This is a genomic window from Rhizobium sp. YTU87027 (assembly GCF_050644135.1).
Taxonomy (GTDB): Bacteria; Pseudomonadota; Alphaproteobacteria; order Rhizobiales; family Rhizobiaceae; genus Rhizobium.
Window position 1 is genome coordinate 1,809,121 of sequence record NZ_CP098441.1, and the last position, 22,434, is coordinate 1,831,554.

Annotated in this window: 12 protein-coding genes; 9 read left to right on the top strand and 3 right to left on the bottom strand. The window is 57.4% G+C overall.

Annotation, left to right across the window (positions count from 1 at the left end; genetic code table 11):
• The first annotated feature begins 277 nt into the window (after positions 1 to 277).
• Positions 278 to 1,015, top strand: coding sequence for a hypothetical protein (locus tag NBG89_RS27665; protein ID WP_431323468.1), 738 nt, complete (start codon positions 278 to 280; stop codon positions 1,013 to 1,015).
• Positions 1,016 to 1,416: 401 nt separating this feature from the next.
• On the opposite strand, the gene NBG89_RS27670 is transcribed toward NBG89_RS27665, so the two are convergent.
• From NBG89_RS27670 to NBG89_RS27680, 3 genes are all read right to left on the bottom strand, one after another.
• Positions 1,417 to 10,686 (bottom strand): M10 family metallopeptidase C-terminal domain-containing protein, encoded by a 9,270-nt coding sequence (locus NBG89_RS27670; protein WP_431323469.1) that lies wholly within the window; start codon positions 10,684 to 10,686, stop codon positions 1,417 to 1,419.
• Positions 10,687 to 10,992: 306 nt separating this feature from the next.
• Entirely contained in the window at positions 10,993 to 12,444 is a 1,452-nt protein-coding gene (locus NBG89_RS27675) for an HlyD family type I secretion periplasmic adaptor subunit (RefSeq protein ID WP_431323470.1), read from the bottom strand.
• Entirely contained in the window at positions 12,441 to 14,588 is a 2,148-nt protein-coding gene (locus tag NBG89_RS27680) for a type I secretion system permease/ATPase (protein WP_431323471.1), read from the bottom strand. The genes NBG89_RS27675 and NBG89_RS27680 overlap by 4 nt, the downstream gene beginning before the upstream one ends.
• Positions 14,589 to 15,372: 784 nt before the next feature.
• Between NBG89_RS27680 and NBG89_RS27685 the strand changes: the two genes are divergently transcribed.
• From NBG89_RS27685 to NBG89_RS27720, 8 genes are read left to right on the top strand one after another with little or no spacing between them, the layout of a single operon-like run.
• Entirely contained in the window at positions 15,373 to 16,938 is a 1,566-nt protein-coding gene (locus NBG89_RS27685) for a hypothetical protein (RefSeq protein ID WP_431323472.1), read from the top strand.
• Positions 16,935 to 17,645 carry a WbqC family protein gene (locus NBG89_RS27690; protein WP_431323473.1) on the top strand — a complete coding sequence of 237 codons (711 nt, stop codon included), beginning with the start codon at positions 16,935 to 16,937 and terminating at the stop codon, positions 17,643 to 17,645. The genes NBG89_RS27685 and NBG89_RS27690 overlap by 4 nt, the downstream gene beginning before the upstream one ends.
• A 1-nt stretch (position 17,646) precedes the next feature.
• Complete coding sequence (locus NBG89_RS27695; RefSeq protein ID WP_431323474.1) at positions 17,647 to 18,468, top strand: phytanoyl-CoA dioxygenase family protein; 822 nt, start codon at positions 17,647 to 17,649, stop codon at positions 18,466 to 18,468.
• Positions 18,465 to 19,424, top strand: coding sequence for a glycosyltransferase family 2 protein (locus NBG89_RS27700; protein ID WP_431323475.1), 960 nt, complete (start codon positions 18,465 to 18,467; stop codon positions 19,422 to 19,424). The genes NBG89_RS27695 and NBG89_RS27700 overlap by 4 nt, the downstream gene beginning before the upstream one ends.
• On the top strand, positions 19,421 to 20,209 hold the full coding sequence (locus NBG89_RS27705) for a class I SAM-dependent methyltransferase (RefSeq protein WP_431323476.1): 789 nt from the start codon (positions 19,421 to 19,423) through the stop codon (positions 20,207 to 20,209). Before NBG89_RS27700 ends, NBG89_RS27705 begins: the two co-directional genes overlap by 4 nt.
• Positions 20,194 to 20,850: a class I SAM-dependent methyltransferase gene (locus NBG89_RS27710; RefSeq protein WP_431323477.1), complete on the top strand. Its 657-nt coding sequence runs from the start codon at positions 20,194 to 20,196 to the stop codon at positions 20,848 to 20,850. Before NBG89_RS27705 ends, NBG89_RS27710 begins: the two co-directional genes overlap by 16 nt.
• Entirely contained in the window at positions 20,850 to 21,515 is a 666-nt protein-coding gene (locus NBG89_RS27715) for an acetyltransferase (RefSeq protein ID WP_431323478.1), read from the top strand. The genes NBG89_RS27710 and NBG89_RS27715 overlap by 1 nt, the downstream gene beginning before the upstream one ends.
• Positions 21,512 to 22,426, top strand: coding sequence for a hypothetical protein (locus NBG89_RS27720; RefSeq protein ID WP_431323479.1), 915 nt, complete (start codon positions 21,512 to 21,514; stop codon positions 22,424 to 22,426). Before NBG89_RS27715 ends, NBG89_RS27720 begins: the two co-directional genes overlap by 4 nt.
• Positions 22,427 to 22,434: the final 8 nt, after the last annotated feature.

Below are 22,434 nucleotides of genomic sequence, written 5' to 3' on the forward strand. Positions count from 1 at the left end.
AAAGAGCAGTTGTGTACAATCCAATGCAGCGACGAAACTTGCCTTTCGCGGAGCAGCCGTCTTGCAAGCGTTGCCGATCAGGGCCTGCCACGGAGATGTTGTCGGACAGGTCTAAATCCCGCTCCGGGCGAAACTATAAGCCGCCGAAGTATATTTGGCGCCCGGTACAATATTTTCGAGCGTTGTTACACGATCATTTTCATTACTGTCTTGCCTTGCTAGCAAACTCGCCATAGCCTGACGGTTGAGCGCAGTTCTGTTCATCCCAGGAGCGAACATGATTGATGACGCCACAATCGATGCGCGCTTACCCGTTTTGTCGGACGGCGCAATCCAGCAGATGTTCAATGACATCAACACCAACGGTTTCTGTTGTATTCCCGATTACATAAATACAACGGACCTGAGGCGGATGCAGTTTTTTGTCTCCCGCGCGGTTGCCCATTCTCAAAACGAATATGTTGTCTTCCGTGGAAGCGAAGCCGTCTCTGGAACCGGAATGGACGAACTGGCAAGGTCGCCAGAGTTTACCAGTATTTTTTCGCGGCTATACAGGCTTGCCATGGGCACGACACCCCCGAAGGTGACGTTTTACCAGATCTTGCGGTGCCTTACAGGCAAGGGCGCGGCCCGCAATTCGCTTATATTTCACTATGATTCCTACCTGATTACGGCGCTTATTCCCGTGACGATACCAGGGACAGGCAAACGCGGCGACTTTCTCCTGTTTCCCAATACCCGGAAGGTGAGAGCTTTTTATGCGACAAACCTCTTCGACAAACTCTTGCTCGACAATCGCATAACGCAGTTTTTCCTTCGCACCCTTGCGCGGTCACGAAATGCCCCGCTCGTCAGAGTTCAGATGGTTCCAGGCAGCCTTTATCTGTTCTGGGGCTACAGGAGCATTCACACAAACGAACCCTGCGATCCAGACGCGGTCCGCGCGACCGCGCTCTTCCACTTTGCCGATCCTCATGCTGACAGTTCGCTAAAAGCGAGCTTGCGGCAATCTTAGAGCCCCTACCGCATGCGCCATCTGCAGATAGCTTGTGCGGCAAGGCCCCCGACCTAGTGGGGCAGTCTGATCGCGCAAGTTCTTCAGTTGATACCGGCAGATGGGGACGGGGTAACTACAAACTCGCGGCCTTCAATCTGCATCAATCGACAGAACGGCTGTGTCATTGCCTACGGCTGGGGGCCGCGTTTCTCTGGAGCCCGCCGCGCTGCGTGACCGCCCCCTTGATGATGAGGAGTGTTTTTTGCAGGCTTGGCATGCTCATCGTTTATTTCTCGCCTCTTGGTCGCGGCGGTGCGACGCGCAGGGCGGTCGTCAGCATTTCCCTCTGCATCCCGCGATCCCCGAACTCCAGCCCAGTCATCCCGACAGGAAATCCGGTCGGGAGGTTTGAGCGAATCTCATACAAACTGGAAATCCGCCGACTGCAGGCTCGACAGGGAGACATTCCACAGCATGATGGTGTTGTTCGCATCCGCGGTAATGATCGTGCTGCTGTCCGTCGGGTGCGATGCAGCAAGCAGCGATGCCCAGTCGGCAAAGATCGTGTGATCGATCCTAATCGTGTCATGCCAGGCGCCGGTCGCCACGAAATTCTCGATGATGTCGTGACCCCAGTTGGGCGAATAGACGAAGAAATCTGCCCCCGCTCCACCCCAGAGCCTGTCATCGCCCGCGCCACCCGTCAGCGTGTTCGAACCGCCAAAATTGCCCTCGATCCAATTATCGAGCGCATTGCCCGTGCCGACAAAGGCTACGGTGGGGTCGCCCGCCGACCGCAGGTCTTCGATGTTTTCTCCCAGCGTGTAGTTGGCGAGAGACGTCTGCACTAGGTCGACGCCCCCGTTGGCCTTTTCGATGACGGCCACGCCGACGTTGTCGACAACGTAATAGTCGTTGCCAGCCCCGCCGATCAGGGTGTCGGCCCCTGTGCCACCGTTCAGCGTGTCGTTGCCGGCGCCGCCGGTGATCGTATTGGAGAGTTCGTTGCCGAGGCCAGTAAAGTTGCCGGTGCCCGTATAGGTGAGGTTCTCGACATTGCTGGCGGTCGTATAATACGCCAGCGTGGTCCTGACCGTATCAATGCCCTCGTCGGCGCTTTCGGCGATCACATCACCGGCGTTGTCGATGAAGTAGGTGTCGTTGCCGGCACCACCGATCAACGTGTCGGCACCAGCGCCGCCGCTCAGCGTGTCGTTGCCGGCACCACCCGAAAGCGTATCTGCGCCGCCCCCCCCGGTTATCGTGTTGGCAAGGCTATTGCCGGTTCCCGTAAACGCTCCCGTGCCGGTGTAGGTCAGGTTCTCGACGTCAACGAGCCCGGCCAGCGAATAGCTGGCGAGCGCGGTCCTGACCGTATCAATGCCCTCGCCGGCATTTTCGGTGACGACGTCGTCCGCACTGTCGACGATGTAGGTGTCGTTGCCCATCCCGCCGATCAGCGTATCGGCGCCAGCGCCGCCGTTCAGCGTGTCGTTGCCAACACCACCGGTGATCGTGTTGGCGAGCGCATTGCCGGTGCCGGTGAAGTTGCCGGTGCCGGTGTAGGTCAGGTTCTCGACATTCACCAGTGCCGCGATCGAATAGGTCGCAAGCGAGGTGCGGATCTCGTCGGTGCCCGCACCTGCCGCCTCGGCGATGACGTCGGAAGCGTTGTCGATGATGTAGACGTCATTGCCGGCACCGCCGACCAGTGTGTCGACGCCAGCGCCACCATCCAGCGTGTCGTTGCCGGCGCCGCCGGTGATGATGTTGACCAGGCCATTGCCCGTCCCGGCAAAATCGCCGCTGCCGGTGAAGGTCAGGTTCTCGACGTTGGCGATACTCGTCAGCGCATAGGCAGACAGCGCCGTCTTGATCAGATCGGTGCCTTGATTGACGGCTTCGGTCACGACGTCGGCGAGATCATCAACAAGGTAAGTGTCGTTGCCGGCACCGCCAATCAGCGTGTCGGCGCCCGCCTTTCCATCCAGCGTATCGGCGCCTGCCGCGCCTCTGATCGTGTTGTTGAGGTCGTTGCCGGTGCCGGCAAACGCTGCTGTGCCGGTGTAGGTCAGGTTCTCGACGTCAACGAGCCCGGCCAGCGTATAGCTCGCCAGCGCTGTCTGCACCGTATCAATGCCCTCGTCGGCATTTTCGGTGATGATATCGGCCGCACTGTCGACGATGTAGGTGTCGTTGCCCGTGCCGCCGATCAAGGTGTCGGCGCCAGCGCCGCCGTTCAGCGTGTCGTTGCCAACACCACCGGTGATCGTGTTGGCGAGGTCGTTGCCCGTGCCGTTGAATCCAGCCGTGCCGGTATAGACGAGGTTCTCGACATTGGCGGCAAGCGTATAGCTTGCCCACGCCTGCACCGTGTCGGTACCTTCGCCAACATTCTCAACGATAACGTCGGAAGCGTTGTCGATGATGTAGACGTCATTGCCGGCACCGCCGATCAGCGTATCGGCGCCAGCGCCACCATCCAGCGTGTCGTTGCCGGCGCCGCCGGTGATGATGTTGACCAGGCCATTGCCCGTCCCGGCAAAATCGCCGCTGCCGGTGAAGGTCAGGTTCTCGACGTTGGCGATACTCGTCAGCGCATAGGCAGACAGCGCCGTCTTGATCAGATCGGTGCCTTGATTGACCGCTTCGGTCACGACGTCGGCGAGATCATCAACAAGGTAAGTGTCGTTGCCGGCACCGCCAATCAGCGTGTCGGCGCCCGCCTTTCCATCCAGCGTATCGGCGCCTGCCGCGCCTCTGATCGTGTTGTTGAGGTCGTTGCCGGTGCCGGCAAACGCTGCTGTGCCGGTGTAGGTCAGGTTCTCGACATTGGCGGCAAGCGTATAGCTTGCCCACGCCTGCACCGTGTCGGTACCTTCGCCAACATTCTCAACGATAACGTCGGAAACGTTGTCGACAATGTAGGTGTCGTTGCCCATCCCGCCGATCAAGGTGTCGGCGCCAGCGCCGCCGTTCAGCGTGTCGTTGCCGACACCACCGGTGATCGTGTTGGCGAGCGCATTGCCGGTGCCGGCAAAGTTGCCAGTGCCGGTGAAGGTCAGGTTCTCGACATTTGCAGCAAGCACCAGGCCTGCGAGCCTCGTCCTCACCGTGTCGGTACCTTCGTTGACCGCTTCCGTCACCACGTCAGTGGCAATGTCAATGATATAGACGTCGTCTCCGGTACCGCCGATTAGGGTATCCGCTCCTGCACCCCCATCCAGAGTGTCGTTACCCGCAGCCCCCGTGAGCCTATCGGCAGCAATACCGCCCTTGATGACGTTGTCGAGTGCATTGCCGGTGCCGGCAAAGGCCATAGTCCCGGCGTAAGTGAGATTCTCGACATTGGCGCTCAGCGTGTAGGCGGCCAGGCCTGTCTGTACCGTATCGATACCCCCGTCGGCATCCTCGATAACGATGTCACCGGTGCTGATGACATAGGTGTCATCACCCGCGCCGCCCCTCAGCGTGTCGATCCCCATGCCACCGGTCATGATGTTGTTCAGCGCATTGCCGTTGCCGGTAAAGGCCGCCGTGCCGGTGTAGGTGAGGTTCTCGACGTCGGCGCCGAGCGTATAGCTTGCGAGGTTCGTCTGAACCGTGTCGATCCCCTCGTCGGTACCTTCGGTTACCGTGTCCCCCGCATTGTCCACAACATAGACGTCATTGCCGGTGCCTCCGGAAAGCATGTCTACTCCGGCGCCACCATTCAGCCTGTCGTTGCCGGCATCACCAGAGAGCGTGTCGTTGCCAGCTCCGCCAGTGATTGTATTGTCGAGGCTGTTGCCCGCGCCGGTGAAGCCGCCACTGCCGGTGAAGGTCAGGTTCTCGACGTTGTCGATCGCCGCCAGCGAATAACTTGCAAGATCGGTCTTGATGCCATCGGTGCCACCGCCGGACGCCTCAATCAGGGCGTCGCCCAGGGCATCGACAATATAGGTATCGTTCCCGGCCCCCCCGATCAGCGTATCGGCGCCCGCCTTACCATCAAGCGTATCGGCTCCTATGCTACCAGTGATAACATTGGCTGCGGCATTGCCGGTACCGATGAAGGCCATCATGCCCGTATAGGTCAGGTTCTCAACGTTCGCGGCGAGTGTATAGCTCGCAAGCACCGTCCGGACCGTATCCGTCCCCTCGTCCGCGTTCTCGATTGTGATGTCGGCCGCGACATCGACGACATAGGTGTCGTCGCCCGCGCCACCCGACATCCTGTCCGACCCCGCACCGCCAATCAGCGTGTCATCGCCCGCGCCACCATTCAAAGTATCGGCGCCTGCCGCGCCTCTGATCGTGTTGTTGAGGTCGTTGCCGGTGCCGGCAAAAGCCGCCGTGCCGGTGTAGGTCAGGTTCTCGACGTCAACGAGCCCGGCCAGCGAGTAGCTTGCCAGCGCTGTCTGCACCGTATCGGTGCCCTCGTCGGCATTTTCGGTGATGATATCGGCCGCACTGTCGACGATGTAGGTGTCGTTGCCCATCCCGCCGATCAGCGTATCGGCGCCAGCGCCGCCGTTCAGCGTGTCGTTGCCAACACCACCGGTGATCGTGTTGGCGAGCGCATTGCCGGTGCCGGTGAAGTTGCCGGTGCCGGTGTAGGTCAGGTTCTCGACATTCACCAGTGCCGCGATCGAATAGGTCGCAAGCGAGGTGCGGATCTCGTCGGTGCCCGCACCTGCCGCCTCGGCGATGACGTCGGAAGCGTTGTCGATGATGTAGACGTCATTGCCGGCACCGCCGACCAGTGTGTCGACGCCAGCGCCACCATCCAGCGTGTCGTTGCCGGCGCCGCCGGTGATGATGTTGACCAGGCCATTGCCCGTCCCGGCAAAATCGCCGCTGCCGGTGAAGGTCAGGTTCTCGACGTTGGCGATACTCGTCAGCGCATAGGCAGACAGCGCCGTCTTGATCAGATCGGTGCCTTGATTGACGGCTTCGGTCACGACGTCGGCGAGATCATCAACAAGGTAAGTGTCGTTGCCGGCACCGCCAATCAGCGTGTCGGCGCCCGCCTTTCCATCCAGCGTATCGGCGCCTGCCGCGCCTCTGATCGTGTTGTTGAGGTCGTTGCCGGTGCCGGCAAACGCTGCTGTGCCGGTGTAGGTCAGGTTCTCGATGTCAACGAGCCCGGCCAGCGTATAGCTCGCCAGCGCTGTCTGCACCGTATCAATGCCCTCGTCGGCATTTTCGGTGATGATATCGGCCGCACTGTCGACGATGTAGGTGTCGTTGCCCGTGCCGCCGATCAAGGTGTCGGCGCCAGCGCCGCCGTTCAGCGTGTCGTTGCCATCGCCGCCCGACAAGGTGTCGATTGCAGCGCCGCCGGTGATCGTGTTGTTCAGGTCGTTGCCGGTGCCGGCAAAAGCCGCCGCGCCGATGTAGATCAGGTTCTCGACATTGGCGGCAAGCGTATAGCTTGCCCACGCCTGCACCGTGTCGGTACCTTCGCCAACATTCTCAACGATAACGTCGGAAACGTTGTCGACAATGTAGGTGTCGTTGCCCATCCCGCCGATCAAGGTGTCGGCGCCAGCGCCGCCGTTCAGCGTGTCGTTGCCAACACCACCGGTGATCGTGTTGGCGAGCGCATTGCCGGTGCCGGTGAAGTTGCCGGTGCCGGTGTAGGTCAGCTTCTCGACATTCACCAGTGCCGCGATCGAATAGGTCGTAAGCGAGGTGCGGATCTCGTCGGTGCCCGCACCTGCCGCCTCGGCGATGACGTCGGAAGCGTTGTCGATGATGTAGACGTCATTGCCGGCACCGCCGACCAGTGTGTCGACGCCAGCGCCACCATCCAGCGTGTCGTTGCCGGCGCCACCGGTGATGATGTTGACCAGGCCATTGCCCGTCCCGGCAAAATCGCCGCTGCCGGTGAAGGTCAGGTTCTCGACGTTGGCGATACTCGTCAGCGCATAGGCAGACAGCGCCGTCTTGATCAGATCGGTGCCTTGATTGACGGCTTCGGTCACGACGTCGGCGAGATCATCAACGAGGTAAGTGTCGTTGCCGGCACCGCCAATCAGCGTGTCATCGCCCGCGCCACCATTCAAAGTATCGGCGCCTGCCGCGCCTCTGATCGTGTTGTTGAGGTCGTTGCCGGTGCCGGCAAAAGCCGCCGTGCCGGTGTAGGTCAGGTTCTCGACGTCAACGAGCCCGGCCAGCGAGTAGCTTGCCAGCGCTGTCTGCACCGTATCGGTGCCCTCGTCGGCATTTTCGGTGATGATATCGGCCGCACTGTCGACGATGTAGGTGTCGTTGCCCATCCCGCCGATCAGCGTATCGGCGCCAGCGCCGCCGTTCAGCGTGTCGTTGCCAACACCACCGGTGATCGTGTTGGCGAGCGCATTGCCGGTGCCGGTGAAGTTGCCGGTGCCGGTGTAGGTCAGGTTCTCGACATTCACCAGTGCCGCGATCGAATAGGTCGCAAGCGAGGTGCGGATCTCGTCGGTGCCCGCACCTGCCGCCTCGGCGATGACGTCGGAAGCGTTGTCGATGATGTAGACGTCATTGCCGGCACCGCCGACCAGTGTGTCGACGCCAGCGCCACCATCCAGCGTGTCGTTGCCGGCGCCGCCGGTGATGATGTTGACCAGGCCATTGCCCGTCCCGGCAAAATCGCCGCTGCCGGTGAAGGTCAGGTTCTCGACGTTGGCGATACTCGTCAGCGCATAGGCAGACAGCGCCGTCTTGATCAGATCGGTGCCTTGATTGACGGCTTCGGTCACGACGTCGGCGAGATCATCAACAAGGTAAGTGTCGTTGCCGGCACCGCCAATCAGCGTGTCGGCGCCCGCCTTTCCATCCAGCGTATCGGCGCCTGCCGCGCCTCTGATCGTGTTGTTGAGGTCGTTGCCGGTGCCGGCAAACGCTGCTGTGCCGGTGTAGGTCAGGTTCTCGATGTCAACGAGCCCGGCCAGCGTATAGCTCGCCAGCGCTGTCTGCACCGTATCAATGCCCTCGTCGGCATTTTCGGTGATGATATCGGCCGCACTGTCGACGATGTAGGTGTCGTTGCCCGTGCCGCCGATCAAGGTGTCGGCGCCAGCGCCGCCGTTCAGCGTGTCGTTGCCATCGCCGCCCGACAAGGTGTCGATTGCAGCGCCGCCGGTGATCGTGTTGTTCAGGTCGTTGCCGGTGCCGGCAAAAGCCGCCGCGCCGATGTAGATCAGGTTCTCGACATTGGCGGCAAGCGTATAGCTTGCCCACGCCTGCACCGTGTCGGTACCTTCGCCAACATTCTCAACGATAACGTCGGAAACGTTGTCGACAATGTAGGTGTCGTTGCCCATCCCGCCGATCAAGGTGTCGGCGCCAGCGCCGCCGTTCAGCGTGTCGTTGCCGACACCACCGGTGATCGTGTTGGCGAGCGCATTGCCGGTGCCGGCAAAGTTGCCAGTGCCGGTGAAGGTCAGGTTCTCGACATTTGCAGCAAGCACCAGGCCTGCGAGCCTCGTCCTCACCGTGTCGGTACCTTCGTTGACCGCTTCCGTCACCACGTCAGTGGCAATGTCAATGATATAGACGTCGTCTCCGGTACCGCCGATTAGGGTATCCGCTCCTGCACCCCCATCCAGAGTGTCGTTACCCGCAGCCCCCGTGAGCCTATCGGCAGCAATACCGCCCTTGATGACGTTGTCGAGTGCATTGCCGGTGCCGGCAAAGGCCATAGTCCCGGCGTAAGTGAGATTCTCGACATTGGCGCTCAGCGTGTAGGCGGCCAGGCCTGTCTGTACCGTATCGATACCCCCGTCGGCATCCTCGATAACGATGTCACCGGTGCTGATGACATAGGTGTCATCACCCGCGCCGCCCCTCAGCGTGTCGATCCCCATGCCACCGGTCATGATGTTGTTCAGCGCATTGCCGTTGCCGGTAAAGGCCGCCGTGCCGGTGTAGGTGAGGTTCTCGACGTCGGCGCCGAGCGTATAGCTTGCGAGGTTCGTCTGAACCGTGTCGATCCCCTCGTCGGTACCTTCGGTTACCGTGTCCCCCGCATTGTCCACAACATAGACGTCATTGCCGGTGCCTCCGGAAAGCATGTCTACTCCGGCGCCACCATTCAGCCTGTCGTTGCCGGCATCACCAGAGAGCGTGTCGTTGCCAGCTCCGCCAGTGATTGTATTGTCGAGGCTGTTGCCTGCGCCGGTGAAACTCCCAATACCAGTGAAGGCCAGATTCTCGACATTGGCGATCGCCGCCAGCGAATAGCTTGCAAGAGCGGTCCGGACGACGTCTGTGCCACCGCCGGACGCCTCAACCAGGGCGTCGCCCAGGGCATCGACAATATAGGTATCATCCCCTGCGCCGCCGATCAGTGTATCGGAGCCAGCCTTTCCATCCAGCCAATCGGAGCCTGCCCCGCCGGTGATCACGTTGGCCGCCGCATTGCCGGTGCCGCTGAACGCCCCTGTGCCTGTGAAGGTCAGGTTCTCGACGTTGTTGGCGAGTGTATAACCCCAAAACGCGGTCTTGACCGTGTCCGTCCCTTCGTCCGCGTTCTCGATCACGACATCGGTCGCCACATCGACGATGTAGATGTCGTCACCCAACCCGCCCGACATCCGGTCCAATCCGGCGCCGCCGTTCAATGTGTCATTGCCGGCAGCGCCGGTAAGCGAGTCATTTCCGGCATTGCCCCAGAGGATATTGTCCGCCTCGTTGCCGATAATCGTATCGTTGCCGGAGCCTGCCTGAACATTCTCGATCAACGATGCCAGGTTGTCGTGATAAAGAAGCGCATTGAAAATGTTACCGCGAGCATAGCCATTATTCGGGCCGCCCCCCAGATCGGCCAGCTGGAGTCCGGAGAAGACCGAGTAGCTCCCAGGTCGCAGGTCGATTTGAAGGGCGGTGGTATAGGCGCTGAGATCGTAGGTGTCGACACCGCCGCCGTCCCAGATTGTTGCGAAGATCCTGTTGGCGGCGGGCGTGATGGCCGCCACCCCATTGACATAGGTGACGCCTTCGTTCGGCTTCCACTTGTAGACGGTATTACCACTGTTGGTCGTGTAATCTGCACCATACATTTCCTGTAGGGCGGCGATGTCGAGCATCATGAAGGACTGTGGCGCGCCATTCTGCTCGTATTTGTAGCCAGTCGCACTGTCACCGACATATGTGCGGTAGGTCATGATCGTATATTCGAGGGAATCGTAGGCGTCGGGCACGATCGCCGAATTGTTTGTGTCCGCTTCATGACCATGCTTCAGACCGAGGGCGTGACCCAGTTCATGCGCCAACGTATGGCCTGCATAGTTGCCGAACTCCGGATAGCGATAATCATTAGCCGTCCAAGCATATGCCGTCCCGAACCAGATATCGCCGCTCCAGCTTCCAGTTCCTGGTTCATAGGCCCATGCCGTATCAGGAAGCGACGACTCGGCAAACCGCACCGTTGCGGTGTCCGCGCTGCCGGCCACGAAATTGGCGTTCGTAAATCCCTCGACGGAGAAGCCGTCATTTGCCGTGTTTCCGTAAGATTGTTCCATAAGGAACAAGGCAGCAGAGCGCTGTTGCGAGGAAATCGAAGAGAAGTCGTAATCTTTTTCGCCACCATAGGAGTACGACGTCGAGCTGGTGGGAAACGCATAGGTTATCGTGCCGTCCCAGGCATAGCCGCTGATAACGCCATCAACTTTCTGATCCCCCGTCAAGCTGACGTACTTTGTAGGAGTAATAGTGTCCGTCATGAAATCACCGCTTGCTTATGCCGCCTTACCGTGCATTGGGTCGGTTCACCTCCCCACGCGCTCGACGCTCGGCTGAAAATGGAAATTAGGTCCGGCCACCGCACGGCACCGCCGACAGCAAACCGCCGGCAAACCTCATAATTGACTGTCTGATCTGCGATAACGCCCAAACCGCTTTACGAATATCATTTGCCACAAACACGCCTTTTAACCCTCAAATTTCGGGATAAATATTGGAATTTACTTACAAAACGACAATATGCCGTATTCACAAAGCAGTCATAGCCATTATGTCGTGACGATCCTTCATCGCTCATGGAGCGCCTCGTCAGTGACCTCAACCAGTGGCGAAAACACATATTCCAGTATTCTGCGCTGACCGGTACGGACCTCGGCGACTGCAGCCATGCCCGGCGACAGGTTGACATTTGCCCCGTCAGCTAAAATGTGATCGGCTTCTAGGCGCAGCGTAACAGGAAAGACTAGGTTCTGTGTTCTCTCCGCTCCGCCAAAAACTGTGCCCGACTGCCGGCTTGTGGGGTCGCCCTCACGACGGGTTGCGTCTGGCTCCGGGATGGCATCAGCGGCGACCTTCACGACGACGGCTGCAACCGTCCCGTAACGGGTGAACGGAAAGGCCTCAAGCTTCACGACGGCGTCCTGGCCGACTTTTATGAAGCCAATGTCCTTGTTCGGCATATAGACTTCGAGCTCGAGCGCGCTGTTTTCGGGTACGATGCGCATCAGGTCTTGACCAACGGTGACCACCTGCCCGAGCCCGGTCACCGAGGAGGCTTGTACCGTTCCATCGATCGGACTGCGCAATGTCATCTGCTCAAGGGAATTCTTTGCCTTCGCCAGGCGCTCTTCCAATTCGTCCGCGCGGCGCTCGGCATCGCCAAGCCGGTCGAGCTGGTCGCTTAGAAAGGCGCGTTCGGTTTTCCGTTTCTCGCTCGCGAAGACATTAATTGCGGCCTCGGCATCAGCAAGCTGCCCCTGCCGTACCGCCAGCTGCGTCACTTGCTCCTTCATTGCCTCTGTCGCATCGATGACGCTTGCCATTGTACCTGCATCCTTCGAAGCCAGCGTACTGCGCATCATCACGCGCTCTTTGAGGGTCAAAACGAGAGATTCCTGCGCGGCCACTGTCACTTTGAGCCGATCACGCTCCACTTCCTTCTGATGCTGCTGCGCGTCGAGTGAGGCAATGGTGGCGTAGTATCGCTCGATATCGCCCCGAAGGATGCCGTTCTCGCGCTGTTGCAGCTCAAGACCTGTGTCTCTGCCCCAGTCAACTTCCGGAACCGATCCCGCCGCAGGTTGCGAACGCACGAACTGGATAACCGACCTGCGGCGCCGAACCTCAGCCTTCACGGATGCGAGGCCCTTTGAGGCGTCCCTTTCGTCCGCAAGGGCATCCGTCGGATCAAGTTCGAGCAGAATGTCGGCCTGGCGCACGTGATCGCCGTTTTGCGGCGGCAGTGCCTTCACCTTCCCCGTCAGCAATGGCTGCACGACCTTGACACGGCCGGTCGGCTGGATCTTGCCTTGCGCAGCAGCGATAATATCGATGCGGCCAACATAGGACCACACCAGCGCAACCGCGGTGAACAGGCAGATGACCAGGATCAGCGTCATGCGTATGGGTGATGGTGGCGTTTCCAAAACTTCAAGTGCTGGCGCCAGAAATTCGTGATCCGCGCGCATTGCGGGTCGCGGATGAGCCGAATAGCGATGGGCGTCAGCGGCCGCGCTCATGCCGCTCCCCTGTCGCTCTGCAATGCCCAAAGACGCGAATAGAGGCCATCCGGCCTACCCAACAATTCTTCATGGCTGCCGACCTCGGCGATCCGACCGTCGGCAATGCCGATGATCCGGTTGCACCGCCTGACGGCGGCAAGCCGGTGCGCGATGATGATTACCGTTCGTCCCTTGGCGATCTGGCGCATGTTCGTCTGAATGATGCGCTCGCTTTCATAGTCAAGGGCACTGGTTGCCTCATCGAAAATCAATATCGGCGGATTGGTCGCAAGGGCGCGCGCAATGGCGATCCTCTGGCGCTGGCCGCCGGAAAGGTTCGCACCGCGCTCCTCGATCATCGTGTCATAGCCCTGCGGCAGCCTAGTGATGAACTCGTCGGCGCCGGCGAGCCTCGCAACAGCAATGACCTGAGCCCGCTGCATCGCCGGGTTTGAAAAGGCGATGTTGTCATGAATAGTGCGGTTGAACAAAAGGTTCTCCTGGAGAACCACCCCTATGTGGCTTCGAAGCCAGGCCGGATCGAGTTGCGAAAGGTCGGCCCCGTCGAGAAGCACCTGCCCCTCCTCCGGGACATAGAGGCGCTGGACGAGCTTGGTCAGCGTCGATTTTCCAGAACCTGAGGCGCCGACGATGCCGATCATCTCGCCGGGTCTGATCTCGAGCGATACGTTCTTCAGGACCTCCGGGGAACCGGGCCGATAGCGGAAGGTGACATTTCGAAATTCGATATGTCCACGTGGCGCCGGCAACGACAGACGAGCGCCGGGTTGACGCTCCATCGGCGTGTTCAGAATGTCCCCCAGCCGATCAACGGAGATCTGCACCTGCTGAAAATCCTGCCAGAGTTGAGACAGCCTCAAGACCGGCTGGGTGACCTGGCCGGCGATCATGTTGAAGGCAACGAGCGAGCCGACGGACAGTTCGCCATCGATGACAGCCTTGGCGCCGAAGAGGAGAAGAGCTGCCGTCGAAACCTTGCTGACATATTGAATGGCGTTTTGTCCGCCAGCGCTGAGCAGCGTCGTATCGAAAGCTGTCCGCACGTAGGCTGCAAGCTTCTCCTCCCACTGTGCCTGCATCACCGGTTCCACGGCGGCGGACTTGACCGTATGGACGCCAACGATGGCTTCGACGAGGAATTGCTGGCTCGCCGCACCGCGATTGAATTTCTCTTTGACGAATTCGCGAAGCGCCGGCCTGACCGCCATTCCGATCAGGATGTAAATCGGGATCGCGGCAATGACGATCAGCGTCAAGCTCCAGGAATAAGCAAAAAGAACCGCGATGAAGACAAAAGTGAAAATGACATCAAGTGCTGCGAAAAGTCCCTGCCCGGTCAGAAATGCACGGATCGTTTCAAGCTCGCGCACCCTTGCAACCGTCTGACCTGCCGAGCGGGTCTCGAAGTAGCCGAGCGGCAGCCGAAGAAGATGATGAAACAACCGCTGCCCAAGCTCGACGTCGATCCGGTTCGTCGTATGCGCCAGCGCGTAGGTTCTGAGATATTGAAGGACGACATCGAAGAGACCAATAATCGCAATGCCGGCGACCAGCACAAACAACGTCGAGTAGCCTTTGTGCGTCAAGACCTTGTCGACCACAACCTGGAAAAACAAGGGCGTGACGAGCGCAAAGATCTGAACAAACAGCGATGCAAGCAGAACATGGGCGAGTGGCTTGCGGTATCGCCATATCGACGGCAAAAACCACTTGAGGCCGAACTCCCTGGGATCGGACCCTTCTCCGCCGGCCCGTCGGCCAACGAGGATCACGCACGAACCGATTTCCTCCAACATATCCGACGTGGCAATCTCCCGATCAACGCGCGTGATCGGATCGACGAGCCTGTACTTGCCCGATGGATTCAAGCCGCCGAGCACCTGAAAGGAGCCGCTGCGCACTTTGACGATTGCCGGAACCGGCATGGACCGAAGGCGGTGCTCCGTGACCTTCTCCACGACACGCGCCTTGAGACCGATAATCCTGGCTGCTCGCTGGATGTCGATGGCTTCGGATGTCCGCCCCTTCAGCGCCAGATCGTGCTGAAGCTGGATTGGGTCAGCGGCAATCCGGTAGAACGCGGCGATACCGCAAAGCGCACGAAGACCGGAGTCGTGTTGCTGCAGAACGACGCCATCCATGCGCGAAATCATTCTCCACTACGCTGCCCTTTGGCGCAGCTACGGCGGCGAACCGTTCGCTTCAGCCATTTGCCCACGATGTAGCGCACTCTAGGCTACAACGCTATGGAGATATCAGCGTTTGCCGTATTTCGGGATGGTTGTGGCAGAGAAATCACGAAACACGACTAACAGATGATTTTTTCCTCTCAGGGCTGCCCATCCCATTTTCTTATCTCTCTTGATGCGCGACGGCGCACCGGGGCGAAAAATAGCTTGCCGTCCATACCATGATCCAGATTTGTCTGAAGAGAGTGTTGCAGTTCCGCACTCGACTCGCCGCCGGAGCGATGTTTCAGTAGCGACGCTTGCCTCGCCCTCATCGTCGAAACGCGGCGCCACCGGCCAGGAAACCGATATTACCACTTCACATCTCTTAGCACTCGAAGATACGGCTAGGTCTGTAATCAGAGCGATGGAGGAGGTTGGTGCCGTCGACCCGATAGCCGTTCGGCCATCGACGGACTGGCACTTCAAAGAAGTGAATCCGTCCGCTTATCATTGCCGATGTTTTGAATATACCGGCTGAGGTCGGGTCTCCAAGGACAGGACAATGCTAATGCCCTTTAAGATATCTCCTCGTTGTCGCGGCGATGGCTGTCTTGGGCCACGGCGTCCCACTTCGGCCGCTCGCTTGCTTGAGGGTGAGACATTGGATAGGGATTGGTAGCCACTTTCACGCTAACAAAAATCGTTCCAGAGACGTCTGTTCGACTCTCTCAACCACCTAGAGCAATCGGGGAAAATGTATAAGCACGAGCAGCACCGTTTCTACGAATGGGCCTCCGCCTCCATATTGTCATTTGTAGCGGTTGCCCTGCTCTTTGGTTGGCAGGGGAACGTGGGGTTCAACCTTTGGGATGAGGGCTTCCTTTGGTATGGAGTGCAGCGTGTCGTCAAGGGCGAGATTCCTATCAGAGATTTCATGTCTTACGACCCTGGCCGCTATTATTGGTCCGCGGCGCTCGTCAGCATCATGGGCGACAGCGGCATCATGCAGACACGCGCCGCTGTGGCTATATTTCAGGCCTTCGGATTGCTTGCCGGATTACTTTTAGTTGTCCGCTCCACGGAATTTGAGGGCAAGGACAGGCTCCTCTTCTGGGGAATCACCGCGATTACGCTGGCAGTTTGGATGTTTCCACGCCATAAGCTGTTCGATATTTCGCTTTCAATCTTTCTAATTGGTATCCTAGCATACCTCGTTCGCAGACCCACGCTCTACCGCTATTTCGCAGCAGGCACCGCGGTTGGTTTGGTTGCTGTTTTCGGACGAAATCACGGCGTCTACGGTATAGTCGGCGGCCTCTCAGTGATTCTTTGGCTCTCCATCAAATCGGAAGCCAGCACGAGCTTTGTGCGGGGGGTACTCTGCTGGATGGGAGGCATTGCGGTCGGCTTCTTGCCAGTGGTCTTGATGATGCTTTTAGTTCCGGGATTTGCGCTCGCTTTCTGGGAGAGTATCCGACTGCTCTTCGAGCAGAGCGCGACGAATCTCCCACTACCGGTGCCTTGGCCGTGGACGGCCAATTTCGTCAGCGCGCCATTTGAAGACGCTATGCGCGATTTGCTGGTCGGATCGTTCTTCCTAGCCGTCTTAGCATTCGGGTGGTTGGGAGCGATTTGGGTGGTAGTCGCGCGTCTACGACGAAAGCCTGTGCCCCCGGGGTTGGTAGCGGCCGTTTTTCTAGCCATTCCCTACTCACATTACGCATTCTCACGGGCCGACGTTGGTCACCTTGCACAGGGCATCTTTCCTATGCTGGTAGGGTGCTTCATCTTATTCACTATGCTCGGTGCTAAGGCCAGGTGGTTTCTGACCACTGCCCTTTGCGCTGCCAGTTTGTGGGTGATGAGCGTGCAGCATCCCGGCTGGCAATGCACGGTCGGCGCACGATGCGTAGATATCACAGTCTCGGGGAGCAAGCTCGTAGTCGACCCGGCAACCGCAAGAGATGTTGCCTTGCTTCGCCACCTGACGGATCAGTATGCGCCAGATGGCAAAAGCTTCGTAGCCACGCCCTTCTGGCCAGGTGCCTACGCGCTGCTTGAGCGCAAATCGCCAATGTGGGAAATTTATGCACTGTTTCCTCGAAACGAAAGCTTCGAGCGGGACGAGATCGAACGAATAAGGTCGGCTTCGCCAGGTTTCATTTTCGTTCTCAATCTCGCGCTCGACGGACAGGATGCTCTTCGCTTTCGAAACACCCACCCACTCACCTATCGATACATTATAGACAATTTCGAGCCGATTCCCGTCTCAACGAATCCGGCCTATGAGATCTACAAAGCCAAAAGCCCTAACTCATGAAAAAAATCGCGATTCTTCAATCAAATTACATCCCTTGGAAGGGTTATTTCGACATCATCGCCGCAGTCGACGAATTCATCCTATATGATGACATGCAGTATACGCGGCGCGATTGGCGCAATCGAAATCAAATCAAGACCCCACAAGGGCTTGCGTGGTTGACTGTTCCCGTCAAGGTGAGGGGTAAATACCACCAGACGATCAGACAAACAGAAATCGACGGAAGAGAGTGGGCGACCGCGCACTGGAAATCGCTTGTCTTGAACTACAAGAAAGCACCCCATTTTGACGAAGTTGCCGCGTTCCTGGAGCCCTTCTATTTTTCAAACGACTACGACCTACTGTCGCCTCTTAATCGCGCTCTGCTTGAAAGCATCTGCCGCTACTTAGGCATAATGACGCGTATTACGAATTCCTGGGACTACGAGCTTGTTGACGGTAAGTCCGAGCGGCTGGCCGATCTCTGCGTGCAGGCAGGCGGTACGGAGTATATATCAGGACCTGCTGCCAGAGCTTATATTGATGAGAAGGTCTTCAGCGAACGTGGCCTTAAACTGGCGTGGTTTGACTATCAGGGCTATCCGGAATACCCGCAACAGTGGGGAGAATTTGTCCACGCTGTCTCCATTCTTGACTTGCTGTTCAACTGCGGCAAGGACAGTTCCGCATTCATGAAATACGCAAAAACTCGATCACGGGATATTTGATATGCAAGAAAAATTATACGGTGTATCCACGAGGTCCTCCGCTTGCAGCGACATCGAGGTCCACGTCGAGGCGATCAGGAATCGCGGCTACAGCGTCCTGCCCAGTGTCCTGTCTCCGGACCAACTGACGGAATGGCGGGCGAAAATTGACCGAACCTATTTGATACAGGAAGAGGAATTCGGCAAAGATCGCTTTGCTGCCATGAAGGAACTAGACCTCTGCCGCGCCCCTCTCCTCTATGATAGGGCCTTCATCTCCTTGGCCGAGCACCCTCGGATCGTTGAGATCGTGAAGGCAATCCTTGGCGAATGGTTTATCCTGAATCTTCAGAATGCCATTATAAACAGACCTCAAATTGAGCACCATCAAAGCTCGTGGCACCGCGATCTACCGTATCAGAACTTTGTCATCTCGAAGCCGCTCTCAATTAATGCGCTCTTTGCGATTGACGATTTTTCCGCACAGACGGGAGGCACGCAGTTCTTGCCTTTTTCTCATAAGATCGAATACTTGCCGTCGTCGCAATATATTGAGAATAATTCAATCCAAGGAGAGGCTCAGGCCGGCTCCGTGATCTTATTCGACTCCATGGTTTTCCATCGGGCCGGAGCAAACTCATCGGCTAATATTCGTCGCGCCATTAACCAGATGTACACCGTTCCGATCCTCAAGCAACAATATGATTTTGCGCGCTTTTTAGCTGACGAACGGCTCACTTTCCCCGAACATACGCAGCGCCTGCTCGGATTTACCTCTCAGGTGCCGTTAAGTGACCGCGAATGGCGTGAATCTCGCGCCGCCAAACTTGGGGTCGCGCTATGACGCTGACTGTCGACCAAGGCAGCAACGGGGCAGCTATAAGCGTGGTGATCCCTGTGTACGGATGTGACGGCTGCATAGAAGAGCTTTGCACGCGAGTCCGCCTCGCTTTGATGGGCATAGGCGCCTCCTTTGAAATAGTGCTAGTCGACGACGGTAGTCCTGATCAATCCTGGTCGAAAATCGTTGCGGCGCATGAACACTTCCCCGAGGTGAAGGGGATTCGCCTGAGCCGGAATTTCGGCCAGCATATCGCAATCTCCGCAGGCCTCGCGGCAGCAACAGGCAACTACGCAGTTGTAATGGATTGCGATTTGCAGGATCCTCCCGAGCGGATTCCTGATCTTTATGCCAAAATAAAAGAAGGGTTTGACATCGTTCTTGCTAGGCGCACAACGCGCAGCCATTCGATCGGAAGGGTGCTTGGCTCCAAGGCATATTTTTTCCTCATGGGGCGCCTATCCAAAGGGGCATTCGATAGTTCGCTCGGGACATTTTCAATTCTCTCGCGCAAAGTGATCAATGAGTTCCTTAGATTTAATGAGCGGGAGAGGCACTATCTCTTTGTTCTTCGTTGGCTTGGGTTCTCGGTTGGCCAGATCGAATATGATCACAATGAGCGGTTTGCCGGAAGAAGTTCCTATTCACTCTCGGCGCTGATCCGGCATGCTTTCGATGGAATCTTTTTCCAATCCACGGAGCTCCTTAGATGGATTGTGACTGCGGGGCTAGTATTCTCTTTTGGCGGAATTGCTTCGTCGCTCTACTTCATCATTAGCTATTTTCTTCATGGCTCGTCTCCGGGATGGACTAGCCTTTTCGTTATGATGCTAATTTGCACAGGTGCAATTCTCGTATCCCTTGGTGTTCTGGGTCTTTATATCGGCAAGATATTCGACCAAGTGAAGGAACGTCCGCTTTACTCGATCGATGTCGTGCTGGAGCGTATCCGGAAATGAACGCACTGCCACCGGGTACCATCCTGCAGCTGATGTATGTCGCCGAACGCCTAGACCGATTGAAGCCCGGATGTTTCATCGAAATCGGGGCCGGGAATGGTGAAATTACACACCTTCTGCTCTCGCGGGGATGGAGTGGAATGATTTACGAATTCGATGTTCAAACTGCAGAGAGACTCGAACAACGATTTTCCAACGAAATCGCCGCAGGTCGTTTGGCGCTATTCAACGCCGACTATATCAACTCGGAAATTAAGGATGTCGATCTTGTCATTTCTTCGATGGTCATGGAGCATTTGAGCGACGAGGACGAAGCACTTTACATGCTGAAGTCGCTCGCCAACCTAAAGAAGAGAGATGGGACGCTGATTGGTATTGTGCCCGCCGGCCCGCACTATTGGGGCATAGAGGACGATATTGCCGGTCACTTCCGCCGCTATACGCCAGAAAGGATCGACACGATCACACGTCTGCACGGGTGGTCTTTGCAGCATGTGCAGGGTCTGACGTTCCCTGTTTCGAACCTGCTACTGCCATTTTCGAACTATCTTGTCTCGACACAGGAGGGAGCAAAGGTCAAGCTGTCCAAACTGGAGCAGACAAAGGAGTCCGGCCGGCGGAAAGTGAAGTTCAAAACGACGTTTCCCTCATTTTTCTCGTTGATCCTCAATCGGCGCACTATGTATCCGCTACACGTTCTGCAGAAGACATTGGGACCGAGGAACAGATCATTGGTACTCTATTTTGAGGCAAAACCAGGGGTCCGCGCATGCGGTTTGCGGTAGAGGAACGAATTTTGGTAGACACTAGCAAAAATGTTCTGAAGGCTGTTGCAGATTACTATTCCAGCAAGCTCGCAGAGCACGGCGAGTCCGCACGAGGCGTTGACTGGAATGGCGAGGAAAGCCAAGCGCTTCGTTTCGAGCAATTGAGCAAGGTCACAGATTGTTCGAGCGAGTTCTCGATAAACGACCTGGGCTGCGGATATGGCGGTTACTTTGACTATCTTTACAACCTGCATGACCGGATCCACTATAGCGGTTTCGATCTCTCCGCGGATATGATCGCCGCAGCCCAACGGCGCTTTTCTGGAAATAGCAAGGCACGTTTCGTCGTGGCTGCAGAGCCAGATGTAGTGGCCGACTATGGAATAGCAAGTGGAATTTTCAATGTGCGGCTCGACAGCGGGGACGATGCATGGCGCGCCCACATGTTGCACACACTTGACGTGCTCGATAGGACCAGCCGCCGTGGCTTTGCGTTCAACTGCCTGACGTCCTATTCCGACCGAGACAGAATGCAAGGCTATCTTTATTATGCCAATGCGGGCGAGCTTTTCGATCACTGTAAGCGGAACTACTCGCGCAATGTGGCGCTGCTCCATGATTACGGGCTTTATGAATTTACAATACTGGTGAGGAAGTGATGAAGAAACGACTGATTGTATTCGGGACTGGCGATATCGCCCAAATCGCTCATCTGTACTTCTCAACAGATTCCGACTACGAGGTTGTCGCCTTCACTGTGGATGAAGCCTATCTTAGTGGACCGGAATTCTGTGGTTTGCCGGTTATCCCGTTCGAAAGCGTGACCAAGATCTATCCACCCTCTGACCATGCCATGTTCGTCGCCCTGAGCTATACCAAGCTGAATGCGTTACGCCGGCAAAAATACGAAGCTGCCAAGGCAAGCAACTACGCGATCGCGAGTTATGTCAGTTCTCGCGCCACCGTTCTGAACGACGGGCACATCGGCGAAAACTGCTTCATTTTTGAAGACAACACGATACAGCCCTTTTCCAGGATCGGCGATAACGTCACCCTGTGGAGCGGCAACCACATTGGACACCACTCGACAATTGGCAGTCACACGTTCATAGCTTCGCACGTTGTCGTGTCCGGAGGCGTAGAGATCGGAGAGCAATGCTTCATCGGCGTCAATGCGACGCTTCGTGATCATATTAAAATTGGCGCCCGCTGCGTTATCGGGGCAGGCGCGCTCATCTTGTCCGATACCGAGGCTGAGGGCGTATATGTCACGCAAGCGACGGAGCGTTCAAAAGTGCCGAGTACGAAGTTGCGGAAGATATGAGCACTATGAAACGCTGGCATAAGCTTGGCCAGCTCTATGTTCCGCGTGGAACTCATCCAAAATTGCGCTCCCACGCTGCGAATCCCCTGCCTGTGCACCTGAACGATGACGTCTACCGTATATTTTTCAGCGGTCGAGATGAACAGAACCGATCCTCGGTTGGCGCCGTCGACGTCGATATAGAGCGCAGAGTTATCGTTGCCGAGCATGAGGCACCGTTTCTTGAGCATGGGCCAGCAGGCAGTTTCTACGAAGCGGGTATCAGCATCGGCAATTGCTACTCCGTGGGTGGCCAACGCTATATGCTTTTCATGGGATGGCAAAATCCTCCCGACGGACATTGGCGCGGCGACATCGGTCGGATCCGTGTGACACCTGCGCTTGAACTGGAACTCGATACGGCTACTCCGCTCATGGCGGCCGATGGTGTCGATCCAATCAGTCTCTCGTACCCATGGGTAGAGCGAGGCGAGAACGGCGGTTTTTTGATGTGGTATGGCTCTACCATGAACTGGGACGCCGGGAACGGCGAGATGCTGCATGTTCTTAAATCCGCGGTATCTGAGGACGGTCACATCTGGCAACGGCGGGGCGTTTCGGTACCATACCAGATTGGTCTCGCCCAGGCTTTCTCTCGGCCCACTGTTATCCGCGAAGGAAACGGCTATCAAATGTGGTTTTCCTACCGTAGCGGGCTTGGCGAGAGCTACCGTATCGGCTACGCGATGAGCGATAACGGCTATGACTGGGAGTTAAGGCTGCAGGAGGCCGGCATCGATGTCTCAACATCCGGGTGGGACAGCGGCATGATCGAGTATCCCTTCGTCTTTGCTCATCGCGGGCGCTGGCACATGCTTTACAACGGTAACGGATTTGGAAAGACTGGATTTGGCCTTGCAGTCCACGACTAAGAGTAACG